The sequence below is a fragment of the Parasphingorhabdus sp. genome (assembly GCF_048269865.1).
GTDB lineage: Bacteria > Pseudomonadota > Alphaproteobacteria > Sphingomonadales > Sphingomonadaceae > Parasphingorhabdus.
The window spans coordinates 90,143-113,193 of sequence record NZ_JBLWUA010000004.1; the positions used below are offsets into that span (position 1 = coordinate 90,143).

Here is a 23,051-nt window from a genome sequence, read left to right on the forward strand (position 1 = left end):
CTGATGGAAGATATATTGCGCAAGCGCCAAAGCGAGCGTCATGCGAAGCTGATGGACCGTGTCTATCGCAGCCAGAGCCGCATCTATGATCTGACCCGTAAATATTATTTGCTTGGCCGCGACGAGCTGATCGCGGCACTGGCTCCGCCACCCGGCGCTCGGGTACTGGAAATCGGCTGCGGCACCGCGCGCAATCTGGTGCAGGCGGCGAAGGTCTGGCCGGAAGCGGAACTCTATGGCTTCGATATCAGTTCGGAAATGCTGAAGGCCGCGCGGAAGAATCTCGCACAGAGCAGGATGAAAGACCGCATCACGCTGTTCCACGGGGATGCTGAAAATCCGGCGCTGGCAATGCCATTGAAAATCCGCTCATTCGACCGGATATTCCTGTCCTTCTGCCTGTCGATGATCCCTGACTGGCAAAGCGCGATCCGGCAGGCGCTGACGCTGCTCGAGCCGGGCGGTGAATTGCACATTGTCGATTTCGGCCAAGCGGAGCGTTTGCCTTCGGGCTTCCGTTCCGTGCTGCAGCAATGGCTGGCGTTATTTCATGTCCAGCCGCGCGAGCAAATGCGCTCTTTTCTGGTCGAACTGGATCGGGAGATGGGCACGCACAGCGAATTTATCCCCCAATATCGCGGCTATAGTTGGCGCTTTGTGGTCAGGCCTGCGCCCTGATCCGAAGGGATTTCCTTCTCACTCCGCCAGTTTCTTCAAAATCCAGTACCAGTGGTCCAGACCGCCATAGAAGGAGTCGACGGGCAGACGTTCGTTGAGGCCGTGAGCGAACATGTCAGACGCTTTCATCGCAGCACCGGACAGCGCCACAGTGTCATAGCCAAGCGTGCGGTAATGCATGCCGTCGGTGCCGCCCGATTCCATATAGGGCAGGATCGTCATGCCGGGATATCTTTTGTCGAGACTGAAACGCAGCGCTGCCTTCACATCGTCCCGCAGCTTCGATTCCGGGCTTTCGGTGACATCGGTGATCAGCTTGAACGTGACATCGTCATTGCCGATGACTTCCTTCAGCTTCGCCTCGGTCGCCGCCGCACCCTCGCCCGGGAAAATCCGGCAGTTGACGGTGGCGGTCGCCGATTGCGGCAGCGCATTTTCGGCATGACCGGCTGCCAGCATCGTCGCGACACAGGTGGTGCCGAGCGTACCGACGGTTTCCGGATTGGCCTGCAGCGTGGCAATGGCGGCTTCATCCGACGGGTCCGCCGCGAACTGCAACATCGCCTGCCCCAGTTCTCCCGGTGTCAGCTTGCCAGCGGTGGCGAAATAGCTTCTGGTCAGATCGGTGGCCCGCACCGGGAATTTGTAGGCAGCGATCTTGCCCAGCGCCTCGGCCAGTTCGTAAATGGCATTGTCCGAGCGCGGGCGTGAGCTGTGGCCGCCGGGGTTGGTTACGGTCAGTTCGTAGGTGGCGAAGGTCTTTTCCGCCGACTGTACGCGAAAGGCAACCGGCGTGCCGTCCTCGGCCAGCGCGATCCCGCCGGCGTCGCTGTTCAGGACAAAAGCGGGGTCGATATTCTCGGCGACATATTTGGCCTGCGCCTTGGTCGAGACCATGCCGGTTTCCTCGTCGCCAGAGAAGACCAGCACCAAGTCGCGCGACGGTTGCCAGCCCTCCTGCTTCAGCCGCAGGAAGGTGGCGGTCAGATTGGTGATGCCATATTTATTGTCGTCGGTGCCGCGGCCGAAGAAATAGCCCTCTTCCTCGGTCAGCGTGAACGGCGGGCGCACCCAGTCCTTGGCCAGCGCATCGACCACATCCATATGGCCGAGCAGGACGATCGGCTTCTTGCTGCTGCCCGGCTTCGCCCGGTAGGTGACGATCAAGCCCTGAGTTTTCTCGCCGTCGCTGTCATAGTCGGTGATCTGGATATCATCATCGCTGAAGCCGGCCTGTTTGAACCGGTCGACGAGATAGGCGACCATCGCTGGCACCTGTTGCTGACCGCGGGCGGTACGGAAGGCGATCACATCGCGGTAGATATCGCGCGCCAGCTGCTGATCGGGAGTCAGAGGGACGGTATCTTGCGCCAGCACCGGTTGGATAGACAGTGTGCTGGCCGCCAGCAGGACAGCCAGTCGGCCGGACCATTTCCGCGAATTCTTGTTTGCTTTCACCATCAGTTCCCCCCTCTAAAAAAACGCAGCTTATCGGAACGGTGGCGAATGTAAATCATTCTGTGATTCGCTCTGGGCAGGAGCAAGCCAGGGCAAGCTTTGCCGATGGTTATGCCCCGCCGCAGGGCGAACCGTGGTGGGCGGCGCCCTGGGGCGGCGAACAGCCCCAGGCGCGCGATTACGCTCGCTGCCTTCCTCGCCATCGCAAGATGCCAGTGACAAACAGCACGGCGGGGAGCAGTCCGCAGAACACCACGAGCAACCGCCCGGCCAGACCGCCCGCAGAGCCTTCGTGCAGCGGATGCAACCAGTTGTTGACCACGCTTCCGCCTTGCGCCTCGCGCGCATCTTGCACGGCCAGTAGCGTGCCGCTGGCGCTGTCGAGCCAGACATAGCTGTGCGGGAAGCGGAAGCTGGGGTCGCCGGGGACCTGCATCCGCAGCTTGAAGATGCCGCCCTCGGCAGGTGGGGTTTCGATCCAGGCGATGCGGGCGCCTGGCAGAGCGGCCCGGGCATTGCGAACAATTTCCGCCACGCTGACCTGCCGCGAGTCTGGTTGCGGAGGCGCATGAACATGCGGCATGGAATCGACCGGCAAGCCCGTGGCAGCGAGCACGGCATCGCTTTCCTTTGGTAGCGCCAGCATGATCCCGGTCACAGTCAATATCACCAGAAACAGCAATCCCCCCAGGCCGGCAAGCTTGTGCCAGTCACGCAAACTGCGCTGGGGATGGGCATTGAGCTTGAGCCGAAACGCTTTTGTCCACGAGCCTTTGGGCCACCAGGCCCACAGGCCGCTGAGCAACAGGGCCAGCAGGATAAAGCCCAGCCAGCCGAGAATGGTACCGCCGGTTGCCCCCAAAAGCAGGCGGTAATGGAGATCGTAGAGGAAGGTCATCGCATATTCGCCCCAATAATCGCGGCGGAGCACGCGCGAGCCATCGGGCGACAGCCAGACCATCATCGGCCGGAAATCATAGCCAGGACGTTCCGGCGGGTTGTAATAGCGTGCCGGAATCGCGCCCGCCTCACCGGTCAGCTCAAACCGCCACGGTCCACTCTTGTCCTGATAAGCCTTGCGGACGGTGGCCAGCGCGCGGTCCCAGTCGGGCTCGCGCGCTGGCTGATCGCTCGCCTCGACCCGGATCTGCGGATGCGACAGCGCATCCAGTTCCGGGTAGAAGACGAGAATCGAACCGGTCAGGCCAAGCAAGACCAGCAGGCCGCCGATGCCCAGCCCCAACCAAAGGTGAAGCGTGCGCACGCCGTGGCGCAGCCGGTCTCCCCTGACCTGCATCAGAACCGCAGCCGCGCGCTGGCCGTGACATTGCGGCCATTGGCCGGGCTGTGCAGCGTCTGCGCACCGTCCCACCAGACATATTCATAATAGCTGCCGGCAAGATTCTTGACGGCTAGCCCGAGTTCAAGAGTCTCGCTCAACCGATACGCAACACTGGCATCGAAGACCGCAAGATCGCCCCACTTCCCTTCTGCGTTGGCGGTGGTGAGATAGTAGGAGGATTGGCCTCGGCCGGTCAGCGACAGGGTCAGTGGTTCGACCGGCGCATATTCAATGCCGCCCGACCACAGCCAGCGCGGCGTGTGGCTGAGCTCGTTCCCTGCCAATTGCGGCGCCCCCGGTGTCGGGACCGCAATCACCGCTTTCTGCCATGACAAAGCGCCCCAAACAGACAGTTCTGCGGTCGGCTTGAGCCGCAACTGGACGTCAATGCCCTCGCGGTCGGTGCCGCCGACATTTTCGAAATCGCCGAGCGGATCGTTGAGCTTGCGGGCAATTTCACCGGTTGCACTCTGCTGCCAATAGGCCACCCGCCCTTCAACCGTGTCGCCCAGCTGATATTTGGCACCGAGTTCCCAGCCTTCGTTGATCGATGGCGCTAGGTCGACTTGCCGGGGCGGGATCAGATAGGCGCCCGATCCGAGGCCGATCTGGAAGGTCTTTCCCCAGTTGCCATAGAGCGTCACTCCGTCGGCCGGAAAGACGGCGACCGAGAGTTTGGGCTGGTCAATGCTGCCATAATCGTTGATCGGCGCAGTCGTGTTGTTCAGCAGATTGCTAAAATTGCCGCCGACCCAGTCTATCCGGTAGGCGGGCGTGATGCGCAGCCAGTCTGCCGGTTCGATATTCGCCTGCACATAGACGCCGCCAACCGAAAGATCGAACTGCTGGTCGCGGGTCTGGCTGGTCGGCACGCGCTCGACCGCCAGCCAGCGAGCGGAGCGATTGTCCTGCCATTCGATATTGCCGCCCGCTTCGAACATGAACGGGACGCCGGAAATGGCGCTGTGCCAGTGCAAAGCCGACGACACGCCATAATGGTCTTCCTCGGTGAGACGGCGCTGCTGCGACGCTCCCACGGAATATTTGACATAGCGATCATCGCGGAGGCGGTTGTAGTAGGCCATGCTCGACCAGTCGAGATCGCTGGAAAAGCTCACGTCGGCGGTGACCGCATATTGCTGCATTGTGCGGGTATCGCCGTCTGAGACATTATAGGCGTTGGTCATCCGCGGATTGGCGCGGCTGTCGGCAAAGGTGAGATAGCCCGGCTCTTCTGCGTCCGCATCATAATAGCGGGCAATGGCACCAAGCTTGACATCCTCACCCAGTGTCAGCCCCCATTTTCCCGACAGGCTGAACCGCTCTGTATCGCCATGGTCGCGGTAGCCATCGCTGGAGCGATAGGCGATCTGGTAATTCTGGGTTAGATTGCCGCGTTCCAGGCCCGCGACCAATTGGCCTTCATATGTGTCGTAGCTGCCGACCGAGGCGCGGGCGTCGAGGAATGTGCCGCCCGAGCGGGTCAGGATATTGGCGCTGCCGGCTATGGCGTGCAGTCCGTAGCGCGGATCGGAGGTGCCGCGCACAACCTCGATGCCGGCGATATTGAGCGGGAAGACCATATCGATATAGGGCATGTTGCCAGAGTTGCTGTTCGAGGGGATGCCGTCGATCAGCAGCTTCACCGCGTTGATATTGCCTTCGCCATTAAAGCCGCGCATCGAGAATTTGCCGTTGGTGGTGCCCTGATTGAAGTCGGTCACCAAGATGCCGGGCATCTGGCCGATCAGCTCGTAGACATTGTCGACATCGGCGTCCTGCGCGACGTCGCCACCAAGACGGTCCACTGAAGTCAGGACATTGTTGGTGCTGCCGGCCATTCCTCTGGCGGTGACGACAATTTCACCGACGGAAAAACTGGTGTCGGGCTTCTTTGGATTCGCCTGCTCTTCGGAGGTGGATGCGTCGTCGGCAGCCGCTCGCTCTTCGGCGAGGGCGGAGGGAGCATAGGCGACAAAGGATGTTGCTGCGGCAAGCGCAAGCATGGAAGTTTTCATGATTTAGATCCGATTCTGACGGGAGATAGAATGTGCTATTGCGGTTGGACGCAGCAGGATCGGAAGGGAACTCAGGCGCGAAGCGGTGCGGATCGTGCCGATCCGACGCCCGTTTTACGCGATAATGTTAACCGGATGGCTGCGTCAGGCAGCCAGTGGTGGCCCCCTTAGCGGCGGCCGCAGGCGCGGCGTGTCGCGCCCGCCGATTGTCGTCACCGGCGCAAATCCCAGCGCCAGCACGAAGGCGATCGCCGATATCAGCAGCGCCGGATCGGCACCGCCAACCACGCCCATCGTCAAGGCAGTGAACGGACATTTGTTATTGGCGGGCTCATGCTCTTGTCCGGGCGAGCCCTTCACCGGGATCGATATCTGCTGAGTGAGTTGCTCGCCGGTGGAATCCGAGCAAATAATCACGGTCAGCACCATGTTGTCGCTGGACACCATATATCCCGCCGGAACGAGCAGCTTGAACAGCAAACTGGCCGCAAGCAGCAATGCTGCCAACGGACCGTTTCTGTGGATTATGGCGCGCAGATAAGCCATCGGCGCCTGTTAGTTTCCCCGATTGCGTTTGTCATTAGTGAAAAGGTCAGCGGATACCGATCCTATGCATTTTGGGAATCGAACAAGCGGAGCCGGAGGAAGCAATAATAGAATTAACCATTTCTAGCGGCTTTTTGCTGCATAGCAGGACGATGAGGCCGGACAGTCAGGGCTTCGGTCGTCAGCCTGCTGGACTTGAGCGCCGATATCCGTCATCTCGACTGCCCGTTTGGACAACGACCGTGGGCTGGCAAAAGGATTGAGGACAGCGAATGCAAAGCGGCAGCAAGATACTGATCGGAGCAGCGGCGACGGCGCTTTTGGCGGTCGTCGGCCACTGGACCACCGGCGAAACCTTTATCGCGGGCCTGCAGCAAAAAGCGCAGACCGAATTGGCCGCGCGAGGTCTGGAAACGGCCCAGGTCAGCTTTGCGCACTCGCCGCTTTCGCGTCACGCCATTCTGGATGGCGAACTGCCGGACAATCTCAAGCAGGAAGCAGTGGACTTGGTCGCTGCGACGCCCGGGGTCTCAAGCGCGCGCTGGAAGGGCGAGGAAGCCGCCCCGGCAGCCGAGGTAGATGAGCAGCCCGCTGCTACCGAAGCTCCCGATCAGAGCAGAATCGCCAGATGCCAGACCGGTGTCGACAAGGTGCTCGATGCCAAGCACATCAGCTTCCGCTCGGGCAGCGCCTATATTTCACTCGAGTCCAAGCAAATTCTCGACGAAATCGCAGCAGCACTGAAGCCATGTGATGGTCTGACCGTCGCGGTCGAGGGCCATACCGACGACAATGGCGATAGCGACGTCAACCGGGACATATCGCAGGAACGGGCTGATCGCATCAAGGCCGGACTGGTCGAGCGCGGTATCCCGGAAACCCTAATCACGGCAACGGGTTATGGTTCAACCCGTCCTCTGGCCAAGGGTTCGGATGCTGCCGCCGATGCCCAGAATCGCCGGATCGAATTCCGCATCGGGTCTGCCGACGGCCCAGTGAACGGTGATGTCAAAGCGCAACGGGGAAAATAATCTATGCCACTTTTGCTTGAAAATCTGTTGCTCCTGCTGGTTACTTTTGCAATTGGCCTCGCCATCGGCTGGCTCATTTGGGGCCGCAGCAATGATGATCTTTAGCCGGACATCGCAAACAACGAAATTCAGAACGGGATTTTGAGACAATGATTACCCTGATTTCAGCCAATTGGCTGCTGTATGTCATAGCACTGGCAATCGGTATTATCACGGCTTTCGCCGTCTGGGCTGTCACCGGCCGTGAAGCGTCTGCGGTTGACCATTTTTCAGCGGACGACGGGCTGCTGGAAAAGGCCGGAGAACCGGTTCGACCAGCAGAGCCGAAGCCCGAACCAGTTGCCCCCGCGCCGAAACCAGTCGCAGAACCCGCCCCTGCCCCGGCACCAAAGCCTGTGGCCGCACCTGCAGCCGCCAAACCGGAAGCGGAAGAGGCACCGGTAGCGGCAGCCGCTGCAACTGGCAAACCGCAGATACCCGAAGCGGTCGGAGAGCCCGACAATTTGCGGCTGATCAAGGGCGTTGGACCGAAACTGAACACGCTGCTGATCAGTCTGGGCGTGACCCGCTTTGACCAGATTGCCGAATGGAAAGAGGCTGAAATCGCCGAGGTCGATCAGTATCTCGATACGTTCAGCGGCCGGATCACGCGAGACGCCTGGATCGACCAGGCCAAGTTTCTTGCCAAGGATGATATCGCCGGCTTCGAAAAGAAATACGGCAAGCTTTAACCTTTAACGCTGACGTCCGGAAGGCGGCGCTGACCGCTTCCGGTCAGTCCAGCTCCGGGTCGTTGGCCCGGACGATCAGCTTGTCGATCTTGCGGCCATCCATATCGACGATTTCGAAAATCCAGTCCTGGTCCTCAAAGCGTTCGCCTTCTTCGGGCAGATGCCGCAGCTGGGCCAGGGCATGGCCCGCGACCGTCGCATAGTCACGGTCCTCGGACAGCCGGAGACCAAGCCGTTCCGCCAGCGCGTCAATCGCCATGGCGCCGGAGACCAGAAAGCTGCCGTCAGCCCGTTCGATCAGGCTGCGCTGGGTTTTTTCATCCTGATCCGAGACAAATTCGCCGGCGATCGAACTCAGCAGATCATTAGGCGTCACAATCCCTTCAAAATGCCCATATTCGTCGTGCACCAGGATCATCGGCACCTGGGTTTCCCGCAATATTTCGAGGACGTCGAGCGCGTCGAGCTGGTCCGGCACCTTTTCCAGCGGGCGCATGAGTTTGCGCAGGTCCAGCTTGTCGCCGCCCAATTGCGCGGCAACGATATCGCGGGCCCGAACCACGCCGCGAATTTCATCGACCGAATGTTCGGCAACGGGAAAGCGGCTGTGCTGGGATTCCATCAGCAGCTTGTGAATGTCCTCGCGCTGCGCGTCGATGTCGAGCCAGTCGATCTCGGTGCGCGGCGTCATGACCTCGCGAATAGGCCGGTCGGCCAGTCGCACGACCCCGGCCATCACGGCGCGTTCATGCTCCTCGATAACGCCGGATCGCGTTGCATCGGCGAAGACCATCTGCAATTCTTCCGCGGTCACATGATTGACCTGCTCTCGCTTGATCCGCATCAGGCGGAAAATCAGGGCGCTGCTATTGTCCAGCAGCCAGACCAGCGGCGCAGAAATACGGGCCAGCAATTCCATCGGCTGGGCCATGATCAGGGCTATGCGTTCCGAAGACCGCAGAGCGATCTGCTTGGGCACCAGTTCTCCGACCACCAGCGACGCATAAGTGGTCAGGCCGATCACCATAACAAATCCGACGGTACCAGACAGCTCCTGCCCCATGCCCAGCACCTGCAGGCGCTCTGCCACCGGGCTGCCGAGGCTCGCGCCGGAGTAGGCGCCGGCAATAATACCGATCAGTGTGATTCCGATTTGGACGGTGGAGAGAAATTTGCCCGGATCGCTGGCCAGGCGAAGCGCCGCCTTGGCGCGCTTGCTCCCCCGGTCCGCCAGGCCGTGAAGCTGGGCCTTTCGCGCCGAAACGATCGCCAGCTCCGACATGGCAAATACGCCATTGATCAGCACCAGCACAATTATGATCGCAACGTCAAACCAGGGAAAGGGTGTCATAATGTCCATTGAAAGGGCGAAATGCCATAAGCCCTTTAGCAGCAAGTTTTACAAAATCTCAAGTTTGCTGTCAGTCACCGTTCATTTATATCCGGCTAGGTGGAACCTTCCGATCGGCCAGGTGTTATCCTGAGCGAACAGAAATACCTTAGAGGGGAAACGAAATGCGGATAAGAAAATCAATAATCACAACGGCTTCACTTGGCGCCTTGGCATTGACCAGCGGTTGTGTGACCAACCCCGAGACCGGAAACCGGACCATCTCAAAAGCAGCCATTGGCGGTATCGGCGGCGTAGTAGGCGGCTATTTGCTCGGTGATGTGCTGGGCGGTCGCAACGATCGTACCGCGAAGATTGTCGGTGCTGGCCTCGGCGGTCTCGCTGGTGCCGGAATCGGTTATTATATGGACGAGCAGGAAAAGAAGCTTCGCGAACAGACAGCCGGAACCGGCATTGATGTCACGCGCGAGGGCGACAATCTGATCCTCAACATGCCGTCCAATGTGACATTCCCGGTCGACAGCAGCGCGATCCAGCCGAGCTTCCAGACCACTCTGGCCAATGTCGCGGATACGCTTGCTCGCTATGAGAAAAGCTATGTCGACGTTCTCGGCCATACCGACAGCACCGGCAGCGAAGCCTATAACCAGGCGCTGTCGGAACGGCGCGCGGAAGCCGTTGCCAATTTCCTCGCCAACAGCGGCGTCCAGCGCGCCCGCCTGGCGACCAGAGGCTATGGCGAAAGCCAGCCGATTGCCAGCAACGCAACCGAAGAAGGCCGGGCGGCCAACCGCCGGGTTGAAATCAAGATTGTTCCGATCACGGAAGATGATCTGAATAACTAAATTAGCGCTTGCGCTTATTCCTTCATTCCGGGCATCCCCTGCAAAAATTATCAGAGGATGCCCGGACATGACGACACCCAATTTTTCTATCGATCTGACAGGCCGGACGGCCATTGTGACTGGCGCATCCGCCGGATTGGGACGCCGCTTTGCCAAGGTGCTGGCGGCCTGCGGGGCGAAAGTTGCCTGTACCGCCCGCCGCAAAGACAAGCTTGACGATCTGGTCGCCGAGATCAGCGCGGACGGTGGAACAGCAGAAGCCTTTGCTCTGGATGTGCGTGACGCCGAACAATTGAAGGCCATCATTCCCGCCGTTGCCGACGCGCTCGGACAGCCGGACATACTCGTCAACAACGCCGGCATCGTCGATGCCGAACATGCCACAAGGATGTCGACGGAACTGATCGATGACGTGCTCGACACCAATCTGCGCAGCGTGTTCATTCTGTCGAACGAGTTTGCCCGTCCGCTGATCGCCAACAAAACACCCGGCCGGATCGTCAATATCGCGTCTATCGCCGCAACCAGCTACAGCGGTGGCGGAGCAGCGCTCTATTCGACCACCAAGGCCGGCGTCGTACGGATCACCGAAACGCTGGCGGTGGAATGGTCAAAATTTCATATCAATGTGAATGGCATTGCGCCGGGCCTGTTCGCAACCGACATGGCCGACGGGATGATCGAGCGCGCTGGCGATTTTTCGGTCAATTTCCCGCGCAAACGTCTCGGCCAGCCGGAGCAGATGGACAGCACCCTGCTCTATCTGGTGTCGCCTTCCTCGGACGCGGTGACCGGTACCGTCATCAAGATCGATGACGGCCAGGGCTCACGCTAGCGTCTAGACCAGCTCACCGCGAAGCAGTTTCGGCAGATCGCCGGTTTCGCCTTTGGCTTCTGCCATGAACTGCGCCTTGAGCGGCGGAATGCGCTGGACGAGTCCAATGCCCATGCGGCGGATGGCGGAGGAGGCTTCCCCCGGAAGGCCGAACAGGCGCGTCAGCAGATCAGTGGCTGCCGACACCATCATATTGTCGAGGCTGCGCCAACGGTCATAGCGGGCCAGAATCTGCGCATCGCCCAGATCGAGGCCGGTGCGTGCGCCCTCGACCAGACATTCGGTCAACGCCGCAACATCGCGCAGTCCCAGATTGAGCCCCTGCCCGGCAATCGGATGAATGCCGTGACCGGCATCGCCGATCAGCACCAGCCGTTCTGCAGTGAGATGCGAGCTGTGGTGGAAGCCCAGCGGATAGGTCGGGCGGTCGGTAAGCAACTCGATCTCGCCCAGAAAGCCGCCGGTCTTTTTCATCATTTCGGCGACAAAGGCGCGCTTGTTGATCCTGGTATAGGCGGGGCCGTCCTTGCGCGAGACGGTCCAGACCACGGCAGACCGGTGCCGTCCGTCAGCGTCGTCGAGCATCGGCAGAAGCGCAAACGGGCCGGGCGGAAAAAACAGTTCATAGGCGGTATTGGCATGCGGCTTTTCGTGCGCGATCTTGCAGACAATGGCGCTGTGGTCATATTGCCAGTGGGCCATGATGATCCCGGCTTCCTCGCGCATCCGGCTGCCTCGGCCATCGGCGGCGACGAGCAGCGGCGCAGAAAGCCGTTCGCCATTTTCGAGGCTGACCTCGACGAGATGTCCGCTGCGATCACAGGAAGCAACCTGCGTCGACAGGTGGAAGCTGATCGCATCGTGCTCCTCGGCCGCCTTGAACAGAAGTTGGCGCAACAGTGCATTTTCGACCATGATGCCCATCGGGCCCTCGCCCTCGCCCGGTACGAAGTCGAGGGTGCCGGGTTTCAGACCGTCATTGACCAAGATCTTTTCGATATCACAGCCGTTTGGCCGCAGCTTTTCGGCCAGCCCGATGGCATCAAACATGTTCCAGCTGGCACTGTTGATCGCGGAAACCCGCGCATCCTTTTGCGGATTGAGCAAATCATCCGGATCGGCGCGATCGATGATCGCCACTTGCAGCCCGTGCGCGGCCAGCGTCAATGCCTGCGTCAGGCCGATCATGCCTGCACCCAATATGATGATATCGCTTTTCCGAGAATCAATTCCCATGGAGACCGCCTTTCCGAGCCATAATATACGTAACAGGTAGGCATCGACGGCCCGGAAAGAAAGGCAAATCCGGTAAAATATCGCCAAGAAACTTGACGGCGAGTCCCCGATTCGCGCAAAGGAGCAGATAGTTAATGCGCGCCTGTGGCTGGGGTGACGCACGGGAGTATATGATGGCGGGTAAAGCCAATGAAGCAAACTGGCGCGAGATCATGCGCCTCAGCCTGTTACGCAGCGGTGCGCTGATCGGGGCGATCGCGATTTTTCTGGCGACCCTGTTCCTGTTGCTGGCGCTGGCCAGCTATTCCCCCAGCGACCCGTCGTTCAACACATCGGCGGGCAGCGTCGAACATAACTGGATGGGCGTTTTTGGATCCTATCTGTCGGATCTGCTGTTGCTGCTGATCGGTCTGCCCGTGGTTCTGTTTCTGCCACTGATGCTGGTTCTGGCCAACCGGCTATGGCGCGATATTCCGCAGCCCGGCTGGAAAAAACAGTTGCTCTGGTGCCTGCTCGCCGCGCTGCTCGTCGGCACCGGACTGGCGTTGTGGTTTCCGCAGCCGGAAATGGAATTGCCCTCGGGCCTTGGCGGTCTCACCGGCATGCTGATTGCCAATGGCACCAGCGCTGGCCTCAACGCCATATCGACGGCCTGGAGCGGTCTGATTTCGGGATTTCTGATCGCGCTGACGCTGGCCGGTGGTCTTGTTCTGGGCTATATCAGCCTGAGGCTCGACCGGCCGCTATTCTCCGGTGCGTCCCTGAAATTGCCGACGGTACCGAATCCTTTTGCGCAGAAAGACGACGATCTGGTGGTCGAACCGGAGCGGGCCAAAGCCAAGGTGAAGGCCAAGCCTGAACCTGCGCCGCGCAAATCGGTCCAGCCCGACACCCGGCCACCGCCAGAGATCAGCGACCGCGCATTGCCGCCAAAGAAAGCCAGCAAAGCCAAGCAGGGTGATTTCTTCGGGCCCTATGTATTGCCGCCGCTTGATCTGCTGACCCCTGCCCCGGAACAGAATAATAATGTGGTCGACAAGGCAGGCCTGGAACGGAACGCGCGTCTGCTGGAATCGGTGCTGGATGACTTTCACGTCAAGGGCACGATCAACGCGGTTCGGCCTGGCCCCGTCGTCACCATGTACGAACTGGAACCTGCCCCTGGCATCAAGGCAAGCCGGGTCATTCAGCTGGCCGAGGATATCGCCCGCAATATGTCGGCTTTGTCCGCGCGCGTTGCCGCCATTCCCGGCCGAACCGTCATGGGTATCGAGCTGCCCAATGCCAATCGCGAGATGGTGGTGCTGCACGAAATGGTCGGCAGCGACAGTTTCGCCGAGCAGGGTGGCAAATTGCCGATCATCCTGGGCAAGAATATCTCCGGCGATCCGGTGATCGCCGATCTGGCACCGATGCCGCATTTGCTGGTCGCCGGTACGACCGGCTCCGGTAAATCGGTCGGCCTGAACTGCATGATCCTGTCGCTGCTCTATCGGCTGACGCCGGAAGAGTGCAAGATGATCATGATCGACCCGAAGATGCTGGAACTCAGCACCTATGATGATATTCCGCATCTGCTGTCGCCCGTTGTGACCGAGCCGACGAAGGCCGTTCGCGCGCTGAAATGGGCGGTCGAACAGATGGAAGAACGCTACCGGATGATGTCGTCGCTCTCCGTGCGCAATCTCGCCAACTATAATGAGAAGGTGAAGGCTGCCAAAGCCAAGGGGCAGCCGCTCGGCCGCAAGGTCCAGACCGGCTATGATCCGGAAACCTCTCGCCCGATTTATGAGGAAGAGCAGCTCGACTATGAAGTGCTGCCGCAGATTGTGATCATCGTCGACGAGCTTGCCGACCTGATGATGACCGCTGGCAAGGAAGTCGAATTTCTGATCCAGCGGCTGGCGCAAAAGGCGCGTGCGGCCGGCATTCACCTGATCATGGCGACGCAGCGCCCATCCGTCGACGTCATCACCGGCGTGATCAAGGCCAACCTGCCGACCCGGATCAGCTTCCATGTCACCTCGAAAATCGATTCGCGCACCATTCTGGGCGAACAGGGTGCAGAACAACTGCTGGGCAAGGGTGACATGCTCTATATGCCGGGCGGCAAACAGCTCACCCGCGTGCACGGCCCCTTTGTCTCCGACGATGAAGTGCGGCGCGTCGCCGACCACTGGCGGTCGCAGGGCCAGCCTGACTATATCCAGGCAGTAACCGAGGAACCGGAGGACGGCAGCTTTGCCCTCGACGGTGCCGATCTGAGCGACAGCAAGGAAGACCGGCAATATGCGCAGGCCTGCCAGATCGTGTTCGAGAGCCAGAAAGTATCGACCAGCTGGCTGCAACGGCAGTTGAGGATCGGCTACAATACGGCTGCCCGGATCGTCGACCGGATGGAGGAGGATGATTTTATCAGTCCGCCCAACCATATTGGCCGCCGGGAAGTGCTGCGCGATCAAAACGGCGAGCCGCTGTAACCGTCTTCCTGACAGAGTGATTAAGCCATTGTTCAATCGCTAGTGGCTAGGCGGATATCTAGATAATCTGGAGTTTTTTATGTTGAAATATGGTTTCGCCCTGATCGCTGCGCCGCTGGCCCTGACCGCCAGCTTGCCGGCCACTGCCCAGCAGAGTCCGACCGACAGTCTCGCCAAAATTTCCAACCATTTGCGTTCGATGTCGACGATGACCGCGAATTTCACCCAGACCGATCGCAGCGGCCAGATGATAACCGGGAAACTGATCCTGAAGCAGCCGGGAAAGATCCGGTTTCAATATCAAAAGGACGCCAACCTGTTGATCGTCGGTGACGGCAAGGCGCTGACGATGATCGATTATGACGTCAACCAGGTACAGCGCTGGCCGATTGGCAACAGCCCGCTGGCGGCGCTGCTCAATCCCGAGCGGGATCTGTCGAAATATGGCAAAATCGTTCCGACTCGCAACCCCGCTGTGTTGAGCGTGGAAGTCAGGGATCCGAAACGACCGGAATATGGCGTCATCACCATGGTTTTCACCAAGAAGCCCGGCGCACCGGGCGGATTGAGCCTGGATGGCTGGGTCTCGCTGGACTCGAAAAATAATCGCACATCGATCCGCCTTTCCGATCAGAAATTCGGCGTGCCAGTGGCCAACAGCAGCTTCAACTGGACCGATCCGCGGAGAAAAAGCCGCGCCAAGCGATGAGACGAGGCGGGCTGCCGATCAGCAGAAACTGATCGATAATCCGTTCATATTGCCGACAGAAACACCGGCGTATAACCAAATACAGGATGAAGAGAGACAGTCAGGTTTTCCCCCTGTTACCTGACCAAAAAAGTCAAAATTCATCTTTTGCGTGACGAACGCGAGTTAACCCCCACCTCCTTCATGCCCCCGGAGGTGGGGGTTTTACTTTTCAGTGAAAGCGAAATTACCGGAATGCGCTATTGCCTTTGGGCTTGGGTTTCCGCGCGAGCGTGGCTAGTAGACTCGCCATGAGTGATACCCTGAAAATCGTCAGCTGGAATATTAACAGCATCCGCGCCCGAATCGACATCGTCGAACGGTTCCTGACCGAGGAAGCGCCGGACATTTTGTGCTTGCAGGAAACCAAGGTTCGCAACGAACAATTCCCGGAGGGCATGTTCCGGCGACTGGGCTATAATCACCAGATCCTGAACGGGCAGCCGATGCACCACGGCGTAGCGATCATCAGTCGGGTGCCGCTGCACAAGGATGAGCGGTTTGACTGGCAGGATAATGGCGAGGCCCGGCATGTCGGTGCTGTCCTGCAGAATGGCGTCCGCATCGAGAATGTCTACATCCCTGCTGGCGGCGAAATTCCCGATCGCGACCTGAATCCCAAATTTGGCCAGAAGCTGGATTTTTTCGGACGGATGACCGAGTGGTCGGCCAATCTGAAGGAGCCGACGATATTGTTGGGCGATTTCAATGTCGCACCGCTGCCGTCGGATGTCTGGAGCCACAAGGCGTTGCTCAAGGTTGTCAGCCACACCCAGATCGAGATCGACCATCTGTACAAGATGCGCGATGCGCATGGCTGGGTCGATATCGGTCGCAAGCTGATTCCCGACCCCGAGCGCCTGTACACCTGGTGGAGTTACCGCGCCAAGGACTGGCGCGCCTCCGACAAGGGGCGCCGGCTCGACCATGTCTGGGTGAGCCCGGAACTGGAAGACAAGGCGAAGAGCCACGTCGTCCTGGAAGACGCGCGCAGCTGGGGCAAGCCATCGGATCATGCGCCGCTGATCACGGAATTCGAATTTTGAACGCAGCGTCTCAGGACGAGGCCGACAAGGCGGCAGCGCGCCGGGCGGCCCGCGCGATCGACGCGCTGCGCCGCGGCTGGCCGATCGGCGTCGAGGCCAATGGATCGCGGCTCAATCTGCTGCCGGTCGAGACCGGCGCTCTGGAGCAGGCCCTGCCCTCCTCCGGCAGCGTGTCGCTGCTGATTTCCGCGAGCCGGGCCGACACGCTGAAGCTGCTCAACCAGCTTGCCGCTGCTGACCCCAGCCTGCCGATCCAGATTCGCCTGCCCGCGCCGGTCAGCGCCGCAGAGATCATCGCCATTGTCGATCCTGTGCTCGACATGAAATATCCGATGAAAGGGCCGTTTCGCAGCGAGCCGCTAAGCGATCCGGCCGCTGCCAGGGCCGCCATGGAACTGGCACGCCATGCGGCATTGCTGCCCGCTTTCCTGATCGTCGACGAGGCCGAGGATGTCGTCGGCGTGGATGATGTTGCGGCGTATGCCGAGTCCAGTGCGCTAACGATCAGCGCCCACGCCAAATTGCCGGTCGCAGCCAATAGCGAGGCGCATATCTACGGCTTTCGCAGCGATGCCGATGCCACCGACCATATCGCACTGGTGGTGGGAAAGCGGGATGGCAGCACCCCGGTCGTGCGCCTGCACAGCGAATGTTTGACCGGCGATGTTCTCGGAAGCCTGAAATGCGACTGCGGCCCGCAATTGCACGCGGCGCTGCACCAGATGAGTGAGGCCACCTGGGGTGTGCTGCTCTATCTGCGTCAGGAAGGCCGCGGCATCGGGCTGATTAACAAATTGCGCGCTTATGCGCTGCAGGACCAGGGCTTTGACACGGTCGATGCCAACCAGCGGCTGGGATTTGCGATCGATGCGCGGGACTTCTCGATTGCCGCGCGGATGCTGGACCTGCTCAACGTGCCCAAGGTGAAGTTGATGACCAACAATCCGGAAAAAGTGGAAGGATTGGAAGCATGTGGCGTGACTGTCGAAGAGCGGCTGCCGGTCAAGATTGCCGCCAATCCGCACAATGAATTTTATCTGGATACCAAGCGGGAACGGACCGGGCATCAATTATAGCGGAATCGTGAGGATTGCCGCCGCCGACACCTGCTACAGGCTGTCGCGGGCCAGCAGCTGCGCAACCAGCGGGTTGGGGAATTTCCGTTTCATCGTCACCGCGTAAAAGCTCTCGGTCAGATCGAGTGACAGGTCCGATTCGCATAGCTGGCCGCTGGCGATTTCATCCTGCACAACAATTGGCGGGATCACCGCGACCCCCGCATCATCACGAACCAGCAGCCTCATCATCGCCATATCATCGACCTCGGCAGCGATATTGGGATGTATGCCCTGCCGTTCCATCAGCGCGTCAAAGCCCTGGCGCACGCTGGAACCGGAACTCGGCAGGATCACCGGATTTTGCTCGAGCAGGCTCAGCAGATCGCGATTGCCCTGCACCCGTTGCTGACTGCCGATCAGTCCGACCTTCTGTTCCGCAATGCGGTGGGTGGTAAACGGCGAGGCCTGATCCTGAGGCGGCATTTGATTGGTCAGCACAATGTCGAGATTGAGCGATTCCATGCTGGCATATAATTCTTCGGCGCTGCCTGACCGGAGAATGATTTCGACATCATCCTTTCGCAGAATCGGTTTCAGAAAGCTGATCTGAAAATTGCGGGACAGCGTTGCCAGCGCACCGATGCGCAGAGCCTGCCGAATCTGCCCGGTTTGCGCCAGAGTGCCGATCAACTCCTGCCCCGCTGCAAAAATCGTGTCGGCATGGTCCAGCGTCAGCCGTCCCGCCTCGGTCAGATGGAGCTGCCGCCCCCGCCGCTCGAACAGGGCGTGGCCGAGACGCTCCTCGAGCTTGCGGATCTGCACAGACAGCGCCGACTGCGACAGGTTCAGCCGCTCTGCGGTGCGCGTGAGATTGCCATCATGCGCCACCGCCCAGAAATAGCGAAGATGGTGATAGTTGAGATCGGCCATATCATTCACTTAAACAGAATGATTTCTAATAAACAATGTATTTTTCATATCTCTCTGCCCCCGCTAGGTCCACCACAACATCTGCGCTTTTGAGGGAAATACACCGATGGATTTGACCTTTCTGCCGATTCTGGCCCCCGTCCTGACTCTGATCGCCGCCGGCACCGCCGCCCTGCAAACCGGCCGGAGCGGCTGGACGGTGCAACTGCCGCAATGGCTGTTGCTGGGGTCCTTTGTAGCATCGGTGGCGGCGACCCTTTCGCTGCTACAGTCCGGCGATGCGACCAGCGCGATGTTCGGCAGCGATATCATCGGCCTTTCGGTGCGGCTCGACAGCGTCAGTCTGGTAATGCTGTTGCTGGTCAGCTTTGTCGGCTGGATCGTCACGCGCTTCAGCGCGGTCTATCTGGATGGCGAACCCGGCCAGGGGCGTTTTACCGCCTGGCTTTGCCTTACGCTGGCGGCGGTCATGCTGCTGGTGATCGCGGGCAATCTGGTTCAGCTAATCCTCGCCTGGATCGCCACCAGCCTGTTTCTGCACAAATTGCTGCTCTTCTATCCCGCACGGCCCGGTGCGCAGCGCGCAGCGCGCAAGAAATTCTGGATAGCCCGGATTGCCGACGGTGCGCTGGCCGGTGCAGCGGTGCTGCTCTACCTGCAATATCGGACCGTCGATATTGCGACCATATTGGAGCTGGCGCGGTTCGACGTCACCTCCTGGCCAGCGATCCTGATCGCGTCGTTGCTCGCATTGGCCGCCATGCTCAAATCGGCACAGTTCCCGCTCCATGGTTGGCTGACCGAGGTGATGGAGACGCCCACGCCGGTATCCGCGCTGCTTCATGCGGGCGTGATCAATGGCGGCGGCTTTCTGCTGATCCGCTTTGCCGACGTTATGCTGCTGGCACCGGGCGTGATGGCGGTGCTGGTGATGGTCGGTGGCTTTACGGCGCTTTTCGGCGGTCTGGTGATGCTGACCCAGCCCGCGGTGAAAACTTCGCTCGCCTGGTCCACCGTCGCCCAGATGGGCTTCATGATCCTGCAATGCGGTCTCGCGCTGTTTCCGTTCGCGCTGCTCCACATTGTGGCTCACTCGCTGTACAAGGCGCACAGCTTCCTGAGCGCTGGCGGTGCCGTCGAGATGGTCACGCAAGTGCGTCGCCCCGGCCCGATCGCCATCCCGGACGCTGCCGCCGTTGGCCGGTCCTTCGTGCTGGCCTTGCTGATCTACGCCGGGATCGGACTGCTGTTCGGCGTGACCGACAAATCGCCGCAGGCGATTGCGCTGGGTGCGATCCTGATTTTCGGTGTCGCCTATCTGCTGGCACAGGGCCTAGCCGACGCGGCCCCGAAAGCCCTGATGAAGCGCACGATCCTTTATTCGCTGGTCGCCTCCGCGAGTTATTTTGTCCTGCAAACCGCGTCCGTCTGGACAACCAGCGATATCCTGCCCGCGACCCCGGCACCCGGGCCGCTGCAATGGGTGCTGATGGTGCTCGCGCTGATCAGCTTTGGCGCGGTCGCGGTCGTGCAGGCGATGTTCCCGCTCTGGGCCACGCATCCGGCAGCGGCGGGCCTGCGCGTCCATCTGTCCAACGGATTTTACACTAACGCCATTTTTGACCGCCTGCTGGGCAGCTGGTCGCGGCCAAAATCATCTTGAAACGGGGAGACCTTCCAATGCTCGACACCATGCATGCCAACCAGGATATCGACCTGCAGGCCATTGCCGATGCGGCTGACGAGGCAGCACGCGCCATCCCGCCCGCCTGGCCGCTGGCCTCCAGCGTAGCGGTCAATCCGTTTCTCGGCCAGACCGACCAGACGCTGGCCGGCACCGGAGCCCTGCTGGGCCGGGCAACCGGTGCCAGCATCACCATGCCACGCGCTTGGTATCGGGAGAAGATCGAACAAGGCGAGATTTCCGATGCCGATCTGAAAGCTGCGCTGTCCGCCGCGCGAGAAACCGGGACGCCTTCGTCGCTGGCCGAACTCAAACAGGCTTTGGCCAGCGACCCGGCGGCGCTAGCCGCTATCCCGACGGTGGCAGATCTTGCCGCCAAGGCGTCGGCGATTGACTGGCCCGGCATTGCCTCTGAACGCTTTGGTGTCTGGGCCGCCGGGCATTTCGACGCGGGTCAGGCCTTGTGGGCCGCGCCGAAGGACAAGAGTGCCTATGCCGCATGGCGCGCAATCGCCACCCATGATCTGACGCCGGAAATTGCCGGTCTTTCGGGATTTGCTAGATTTGTCGCGGATGCGCCTGACAATGCCAGCGATGCGATTGTCTATTGCTGTGACCGTCTCGGATTGCTGACCGAGTCCATGGCCAGCTATTTTCACCGGCTGCTGAGCGACACCGGCGGCTGGGCGCAATATGCGCGCTATCTGCTGTGGCAGGCGGAACTGGCAGAGCAGACCGATCGCACGATCCTCGACTGTCTGGCGATCCGGCTGATCTGGGAAACGGCGCTGCTGGAGCGCTATGACGAGCATATCGCCGACCAGTGGGCCGACGCGATCGCGCGGCATGCCCAACCGGCGCGCCCAGCCCCCGAGATGGTTATCGATGCGATCATGCAGGAAGCCCATGAGCGGGCGTTCCAGCGCCAGCTTGCATCGATGCTCGCGGCCAGCCCGGAACCGGCCACCGGCTACCGGCCTGCGCTGCAAATGGCTTTTTGCATCGATGTCCGGTCAGAGGTGTTCCGGCGTTCGCTGGAGGCCCAGGACCCGTCGATCCAGACGATCGGCTTTGCCGGCTTCTTTGGCCTGACCACCGCCCATCGGCGCTTTGCCTCGGACGAGAGGGAACATCGTTTGCCAGTGCTGCTCAATCCGGGGCTCGAAAGCCGCAGCGGCGGCCCCGAGGATATCGATGCCGACCGGTCGTCACGCTATACCGCGCGAGCTGTCCGGGCGTGGGGGCGGTTCAAGCTGGCTGCTGTATCGTCCTTTGCCTTTGTCGAAGCCAGTGGGCCGCTTTACGTCGTCAAGCTGGTCCGTGATGCGCTTGGCCTGTCCACAAAAACGAAAGCCGCTGATCCGGCACCGCAGATCGTCACCGAACAGAGTCTGGACGATCGCGTCGCGGCAGCGGAAGGCATTTTGCGGGCGATGTCGATGACCGATAATTTTGCCAGACTGGTGATTCTGGCCGGTCATGGCGCATCGGTGACCAACAATCCGCATTATAGCGCGCTGAATTGCGGGGCCTGCGGCGGCTATTCGGGCGAGGTCAATGCGCGGCTGCTGGCCGCGCTGCTTAATGATGCCGATGTGCGCCAGGACTTGCAGGCCAAGGGGATTGCGATCCCGGCCGACTGCCTGTTTCTCGCCGCCCTGCACGATACCACGACCGATCAGGTCACGATCTACGATCAGGATCATGACACCGCGGATCATAAAGACGATCTTGCCGAAACCAGAATCTGGCTGGCTGCCGCCGGCGCACGGGCGCGGACCGAACGCGCGCTCAGGCTACCGCGGGCCGATGGCGCGCAGGATATTCACGCGCGCAGCAGCGACTGGTCGGAGGTCCGTCCTGAATGGGGACTGGCGGGATGCAGCGCCTTTATAGCCGCACCGCGCAGCCGTTCGACCGGACGGGATCTCGCCGGGCGGTCCTTTCTGCACGATTATGACTGGCAGCAGGATGACGGCTTCAATGTGCTCGAGCTGATCCTGACCGCCCCGGTGGTCGTCGCCAGCTGGATCAGCCTGCAATATTATGGCTCGACCGTGATGCCGGAGCAATTTGGCGGCGGCAACAAGCTGCTGCACAATGTCGTCGGCGGCATCGGTGTGATCGAAGGCAATGGCGGGCCGTTACGCGCCGGATTGCCGTGGCAATCAGTGCACGATGGCAACAATCAGGCCCATGATCCGCTGCGGCTGTCGGTCTGTGTCGAAGCCCCCAGAGAGGCGATCACTGCCATATTGGAAAAGCACGAAGGCGTCCGCGCCCTGTTCGACAATCGCTGGCTGCATCTGTTCGCGCTGGACGAGAACGGGCAGATGGCCTGGCGCTATGTAGGGAAGCTCGGATGGGAAGCTGTGGCCGTTGCGTGTCCCGAAAAACGGACATGACGCGAACGGGATCAATGGGTATCGACGGACAAGTCACTTGCCGTGTGAGTAATCAGCTCCGTTACCTGCCCGGGTGAAGCTCCTAGGCCGCAAAGCCCAAGCATCATCATTTCGCGCAACAACAAGGTGGCTTGATCACCGTTCGGGCGGGTCTCTACCAGATTGGCCATCAGGACCTGGCACAGGCCCAGCCAATAGAGCAGCCCTGCATTGCCGGCTTCAGGGCGCAACAGGTTCAGGGCCAATGCAGCGTCGATATCCTCCCGCAATCCGCGATTGAGGGGGTAGGAGCGGCTGGTGGGCGGGTCCTGGCTGCGCAGCAATATCCGCGTTCGGCGCGGGTGCTTGAGAGCGAATTGCGCTGCCACGCACATGCCTCCAGCGATGCGCGCCACAGGGTCCTCGACTCTCTCGTTGGCAGCCGCAACGCGGGCTTCCAGCTCCGTCCGCACTTTCGGCCACCTGAAGGTCAACCGGGCCATCGCCACGCGCTACGACCAACTGGCCAACAGCTTCCTCGGAATGGTTCATCTCGCGGCCGCCAGATATTGGCTCAAATTTGTCCACGCCGCCTAGGACCTGTTGGCAAGAGCGCGGTAGGGATTCCCAAATCCGTCTAGCACTGCTTC

19 protein-coding genes are annotated in these 23,051 nt (G+C 60.5%); 11 read left to right on the forward strand and 8 right to left on the reverse strand.

Translation table 11 applies throughout. The features are described from left to right. The first annotated feature begins 3 nt into the window (after positions 1-3). On the forward strand, positions 4-678 hold the full coding sequence (locus tag ACN0WW_RS06590; protein WP_417610657.1) for a class I SAM-dependent methyltransferase: 675 nt from the start codon (positions 4-6) through the stop codon (positions 676-678). 18 nt (positions 679-696) lie between these two features. Here the strand turns inward: ACN0WW_RS06590 and ACN0WW_RS06595 are convergent, their stop codons facing one another. The 4 genes from ACN0WW_RS06595 to ACN0WW_RS06610 all read right to left on the reverse strand — a co-directional run bounded on the left by ACN0WW_RS06595 (position 697) and on the right by ACN0WW_RS06610 (position 6,042). Then, entirely contained in the window at positions 697-2,139 is a 1,443-nt protein-coding gene (locus ACN0WW_RS06595) for a M20/M25/M40 family metallo-hydrolase (protein ID WP_417610659.1), read from the reverse strand. Positions 2,140-2,314: 175 nt separating this feature from the next. Further along, positions 2,315-3,433 carry a PepSY-associated TM helix domain-containing protein gene (locus tag ACN0WW_RS06600; RefSeq protein WP_417610661.1) on the reverse strand — a complete coding sequence of 373 codons (1,119 nt, stop codon included), beginning with the start codon at positions 3,431-3,433 and terminating at the stop codon, positions 2,315-2,317. Beyond that, a complete protein-coding gene (locus ACN0WW_RS06605) occupies positions 3,433-5,496 on the reverse strand; it encodes a TonB-dependent receptor (RefSeq protein WP_417610663.1) in 2,064 nt (687 codons plus the stop codon). Before ACN0WW_RS06605 ends, ACN0WW_RS06600 begins: the two co-directional genes overlap by 1 nt. A gap of 144 nt (positions 5,497-5,640) precedes the next feature. Beyond that, a complete protein-coding gene (locus ACN0WW_RS06610; protein ID WP_417610665.1) occupies positions 5,641-6,042 on the reverse strand; it encodes a hypothetical protein in 402 nt (133 codons plus the stop codon). A gap of 272 nt (positions 6,043-6,314) precedes the next feature. Between ACN0WW_RS06610 and ACN0WW_RS06615 the strand changes: the two genes are divergently transcribed. After that, positions 6,315-7,073: an OmpA family protein gene (locus ACN0WW_RS06615; protein ID WP_417610667.1), complete on the forward strand. Its 759-nt coding sequence runs from the start codon at positions 6,315-6,317 to the stop codon at positions 7,071-7,073. Between the two features lie 149 nt (positions 7,074-7,222). Further along, positions 7,223-7,804: a hypothetical protein gene (locus tag ACN0WW_RS06620; protein ID WP_417610669.1), complete on the forward strand. Its 582-nt coding sequence runs from the start codon at positions 7,223-7,225 to the stop codon at positions 7,802-7,804. A gap of 43 nt (positions 7,805-7,847) precedes the next feature. On the opposite strand, the gene ACN0WW_RS06625 is transcribed toward ACN0WW_RS06620, so the two are convergent. After that, positions 7,848-9,164, reverse strand: a complete 1,317-nt coding sequence (locus tag ACN0WW_RS06625) for a hemolysin family protein (protein ID WP_417610671.1) — start codon at positions 9,162-9,164, stop codon at positions 7,848-7,850. Positions 9,165-9,319: 155 nt separating this feature from the next. Here ACN0WW_RS06625 and ACN0WW_RS06630 point away from each other — a divergent pair, with 155 nt between their 5' ends. Continuing rightward, positions 9,320-10,000 (forward strand): OmpA family protein, encoded by a 681-nt coding sequence (locus ACN0WW_RS06630; RefSeq protein WP_417610673.1) that lies wholly within the window; start codon positions 9,320-9,322, stop codon positions 9,998-10,000. A gap of 67 nt (positions 10,001-10,067) precedes the next feature. Continuing rightward, entirely contained in the window at positions 10,068-10,835 is a 768-nt protein-coding gene (locus tag ACN0WW_RS06635; RefSeq protein WP_417610675.1) for an SDR family NAD(P)-dependent oxidoreductase, read from the forward strand. 3 nt (positions 10,836-10,838) lie between these two features. Here ACN0WW_RS06635 and ACN0WW_RS06640 read toward each other — a convergent pair whose 3' ends face one another. Beyond that, complete coding sequence (locus ACN0WW_RS06640; protein ID WP_417610677.1) at positions 10,839-12,071, reverse strand: UbiH/UbiF/VisC/COQ6 family ubiquinone biosynthesis hydroxylase; 1,233 nt, start codon at positions 12,069-12,071, stop codon at positions 10,839-10,841. A gap of 170 nt (positions 12,072-12,241) precedes the next feature. On the opposite strand from ACN0WW_RS06640, the gene ACN0WW_RS06645 reads away from it, so the two are divergent. The 4 genes from ACN0WW_RS06645 to ribA all read left to right on the forward strand — a co-directional run bounded on the left by ACN0WW_RS06645 (position 12,242) and on the right by ribA (position 17,421). Further along, on the forward strand, positions 12,242-14,551 hold the full coding sequence (locus ACN0WW_RS06645) for a DNA translocase FtsK 4TM domain-containing protein (RefSeq protein WP_417610679.1): 2,310 nt from the start codon (positions 12,242-12,244) through the stop codon (positions 14,549-14,551). 79 nt (positions 14,552-14,630) lie between these two features. Then, positions 14,631-15,260, forward strand: a complete 630-nt coding sequence (locus ACN0WW_RS06650; protein WP_417610681.1) for a LolA family protein — start codon at positions 14,631-14,633, stop codon at positions 15,258-15,260. A 290-nt stretch (positions 15,261-15,550) separates the two neighbouring features. After that, positions 15,551-16,345, forward strand: coding sequence for an exodeoxyribonuclease III (gene xth, locus ACN0WW_RS06655; RefSeq protein ID WP_417610683.1), 795 nt, complete (start codon positions 15,551-15,553; stop codon positions 16,343-16,345). After that, the gene (gene ribA / locus ACN0WW_RS06660; RefSeq protein WP_417610685.1) at positions 16,342-17,421 is read left to right on the forward strand and encodes a GTP cyclohydrolase II; all 1,080 of its coding nucleotides are present in this window, start codon (positions 16,342-16,344) and stop codon (positions 17,419-17,421) included. The genes xth and ribA overlap by 4 nt, the downstream gene beginning before the upstream one ends. A 33-nt stretch (positions 17,422-17,454) precedes the next feature. On the opposite strand, the gene ACN0WW_RS06665 is transcribed toward ribA, so the two are convergent. Beyond that, positions 17,455-18,333: a LysR family transcriptional regulator gene (locus tag ACN0WW_RS06665; RefSeq protein ID WP_417610687.1), complete on the reverse strand. Its 879-nt coding sequence runs from the start codon at positions 18,331-18,333 to the stop codon at positions 17,455-17,457. A 106-nt stretch (positions 18,334-18,439) separates the two neighbouring features. Between ACN0WW_RS06665 and ACN0WW_RS06670 the strand changes: the two genes are divergently transcribed. After that, positions 18,440-19,996: a proton-conducting transporter membrane subunit gene (locus tag ACN0WW_RS06670; protein WP_417610689.1), complete on the forward strand. Its 1,557-nt coding sequence runs from the start codon at positions 18,440-18,442 to the stop codon at positions 19,994-19,996. A gap of 17 nt (positions 19,997-20,013) precedes the next feature. Beyond that, complete coding sequence (locus tag ACN0WW_RS06675; protein ID WP_417610691.1) at positions 20,014-22,422, forward strand: YbcC family protein; 2,409 nt, start codon at positions 20,014-20,016, stop codon at positions 22,420-22,422. An 11-nt stretch (positions 22,423-22,433) separates the two neighbouring features. On the opposite strand, the gene ACN0WW_RS06680 is transcribed toward ACN0WW_RS06675, so the two are convergent. Beyond that, a complete protein-coding gene (locus ACN0WW_RS06680; protein WP_417610693.1) occupies positions 22,434-22,904 on the reverse strand; it encodes a hypothetical protein in 471 nt (156 codons plus the stop codon). Positions 22,905-23,051: the final 147 nt, after the last annotated feature.

Excerpts from the sequence above, each read along its gene's own strand:
- ACN0WW_RS06625 (WP_417610671.1), bottom strand. The coding sequence starts at position 9,164 with ATGGACATTATGACACCCTTTCCCTGGTTTGACGTTGCGATCATAATT.
- xth (WP_417610683.1), top strand. The coding sequence starts at position 15,551 with ATGAGTGATACCCTGAAAATCGTCAGCTGGAATATTAACAGCATCCGC.
- ACN0WW_RS06595 (WP_417610659.1), bottom strand. The coding sequence starts at position 2,139 with ATGGTGAAAGCAAACAAGAATTCGCGGAAATGGTCCGGCCGACTGGCT.
- ACN0WW_RS06645 (WP_417610679.1), top strand. The coding sequence starts at position 12,242 with ATGATGGCGGGTAAAGCCAATGAAGCAAACTGGCGCGAGATCATGCGC.
- ACN0WW_RS06620 (WP_417610669.1), top strand. The coding sequence starts at position 7,223 with ATGATTACCCTGATTTCAGCCAATTGGCTGCTGTATGTCATAGCACTG.
- ACN0WW_RS06680 (WP_417610693.1), bottom strand. The coding sequence starts at position 22,904 with ATGGCCCGGTTGACCTTCAGGTGGCCGAAAGTGCGGACGGAGCTGGAA.
- ACN0WW_RS06675 (WP_417610691.1), top strand. The coding sequence starts at position 20,014 with ATGCTCGACACCATGCATGCCAACCAGGATATCGACCTGCAGGCCATT.
- ACN0WW_RS06640 (WP_417610677.1), bottom strand. The coding sequence starts at position 12,071 with ATGGGAATTGATTCTCGGAAAAGCGATATCATCATATTGGGTGCAGGC.
- ACN0WW_RS06630 (WP_417610673.1), top strand. The coding sequence starts at position 9,320 with ATGCGGATAAGAAAATCAATAATCACAACGGCTTCACTTGGCGCCTTG.
- ACN0WW_RS06590 (WP_417610657.1), top strand. The coding sequence starts at position 4 with ATGGAAGATATATTGCGCAAGCGCCAAAGCGAGCGTCATGCGAAGCTG.
- ACN0WW_RS06670 (WP_417610689.1), top strand. The coding sequence starts at position 18,440 with ATGGATTTGACCTTTCTGCCGATTCTGGCCCCCGTCCTGACTCTGATC.
- ACN0WW_RS06635 (WP_417610675.1), top strand. The coding sequence starts at position 10,068 with ATGACGACACCCAATTTTTCTATCGATCTGACAGGCCGGACGGCCATT.
- ACN0WW_RS06665 (WP_417610687.1), bottom strand. The coding sequence starts at position 18,333 with ATGGCCGATCTCAACTATCACCATCTTCGCTATTTCTGGGCGGTGGCG.
- ACN0WW_RS06615 (WP_417610667.1), top strand. The coding sequence starts at position 6,315 with ATGCAAAGCGGCAGCAAGATACTGATCGGAGCAGCGGCGACGGCGCTT.
- ACN0WW_RS06605 (WP_417610663.1), bottom strand. The coding sequence starts at position 5,496 with ATGAAAACTTCCATGCTTGCGCTTGCCGCAGCAACATCCTTTGTCGCC.
- ACN0WW_RS06600 (WP_417610661.1), bottom strand. The coding sequence starts at position 3,433 with ATGCAGGTCAGGGGAGACCGGCTGCGCCACGGCGTGCGCACGCTTCAC.
- ACN0WW_RS06610 (WP_417610665.1), bottom strand. The coding sequence starts at position 6,042 with ATGGCTTATCTGCGCGCCATAATCCACAGAAACGGTCCGTTGGCAGCA.
- ACN0WW_RS06650 (WP_417610681.1), top strand. The coding sequence starts at position 14,631 with ATGTTGAAATATGGTTTCGCCCTGATCGCTGCGCCGCTGGCCCTGACC.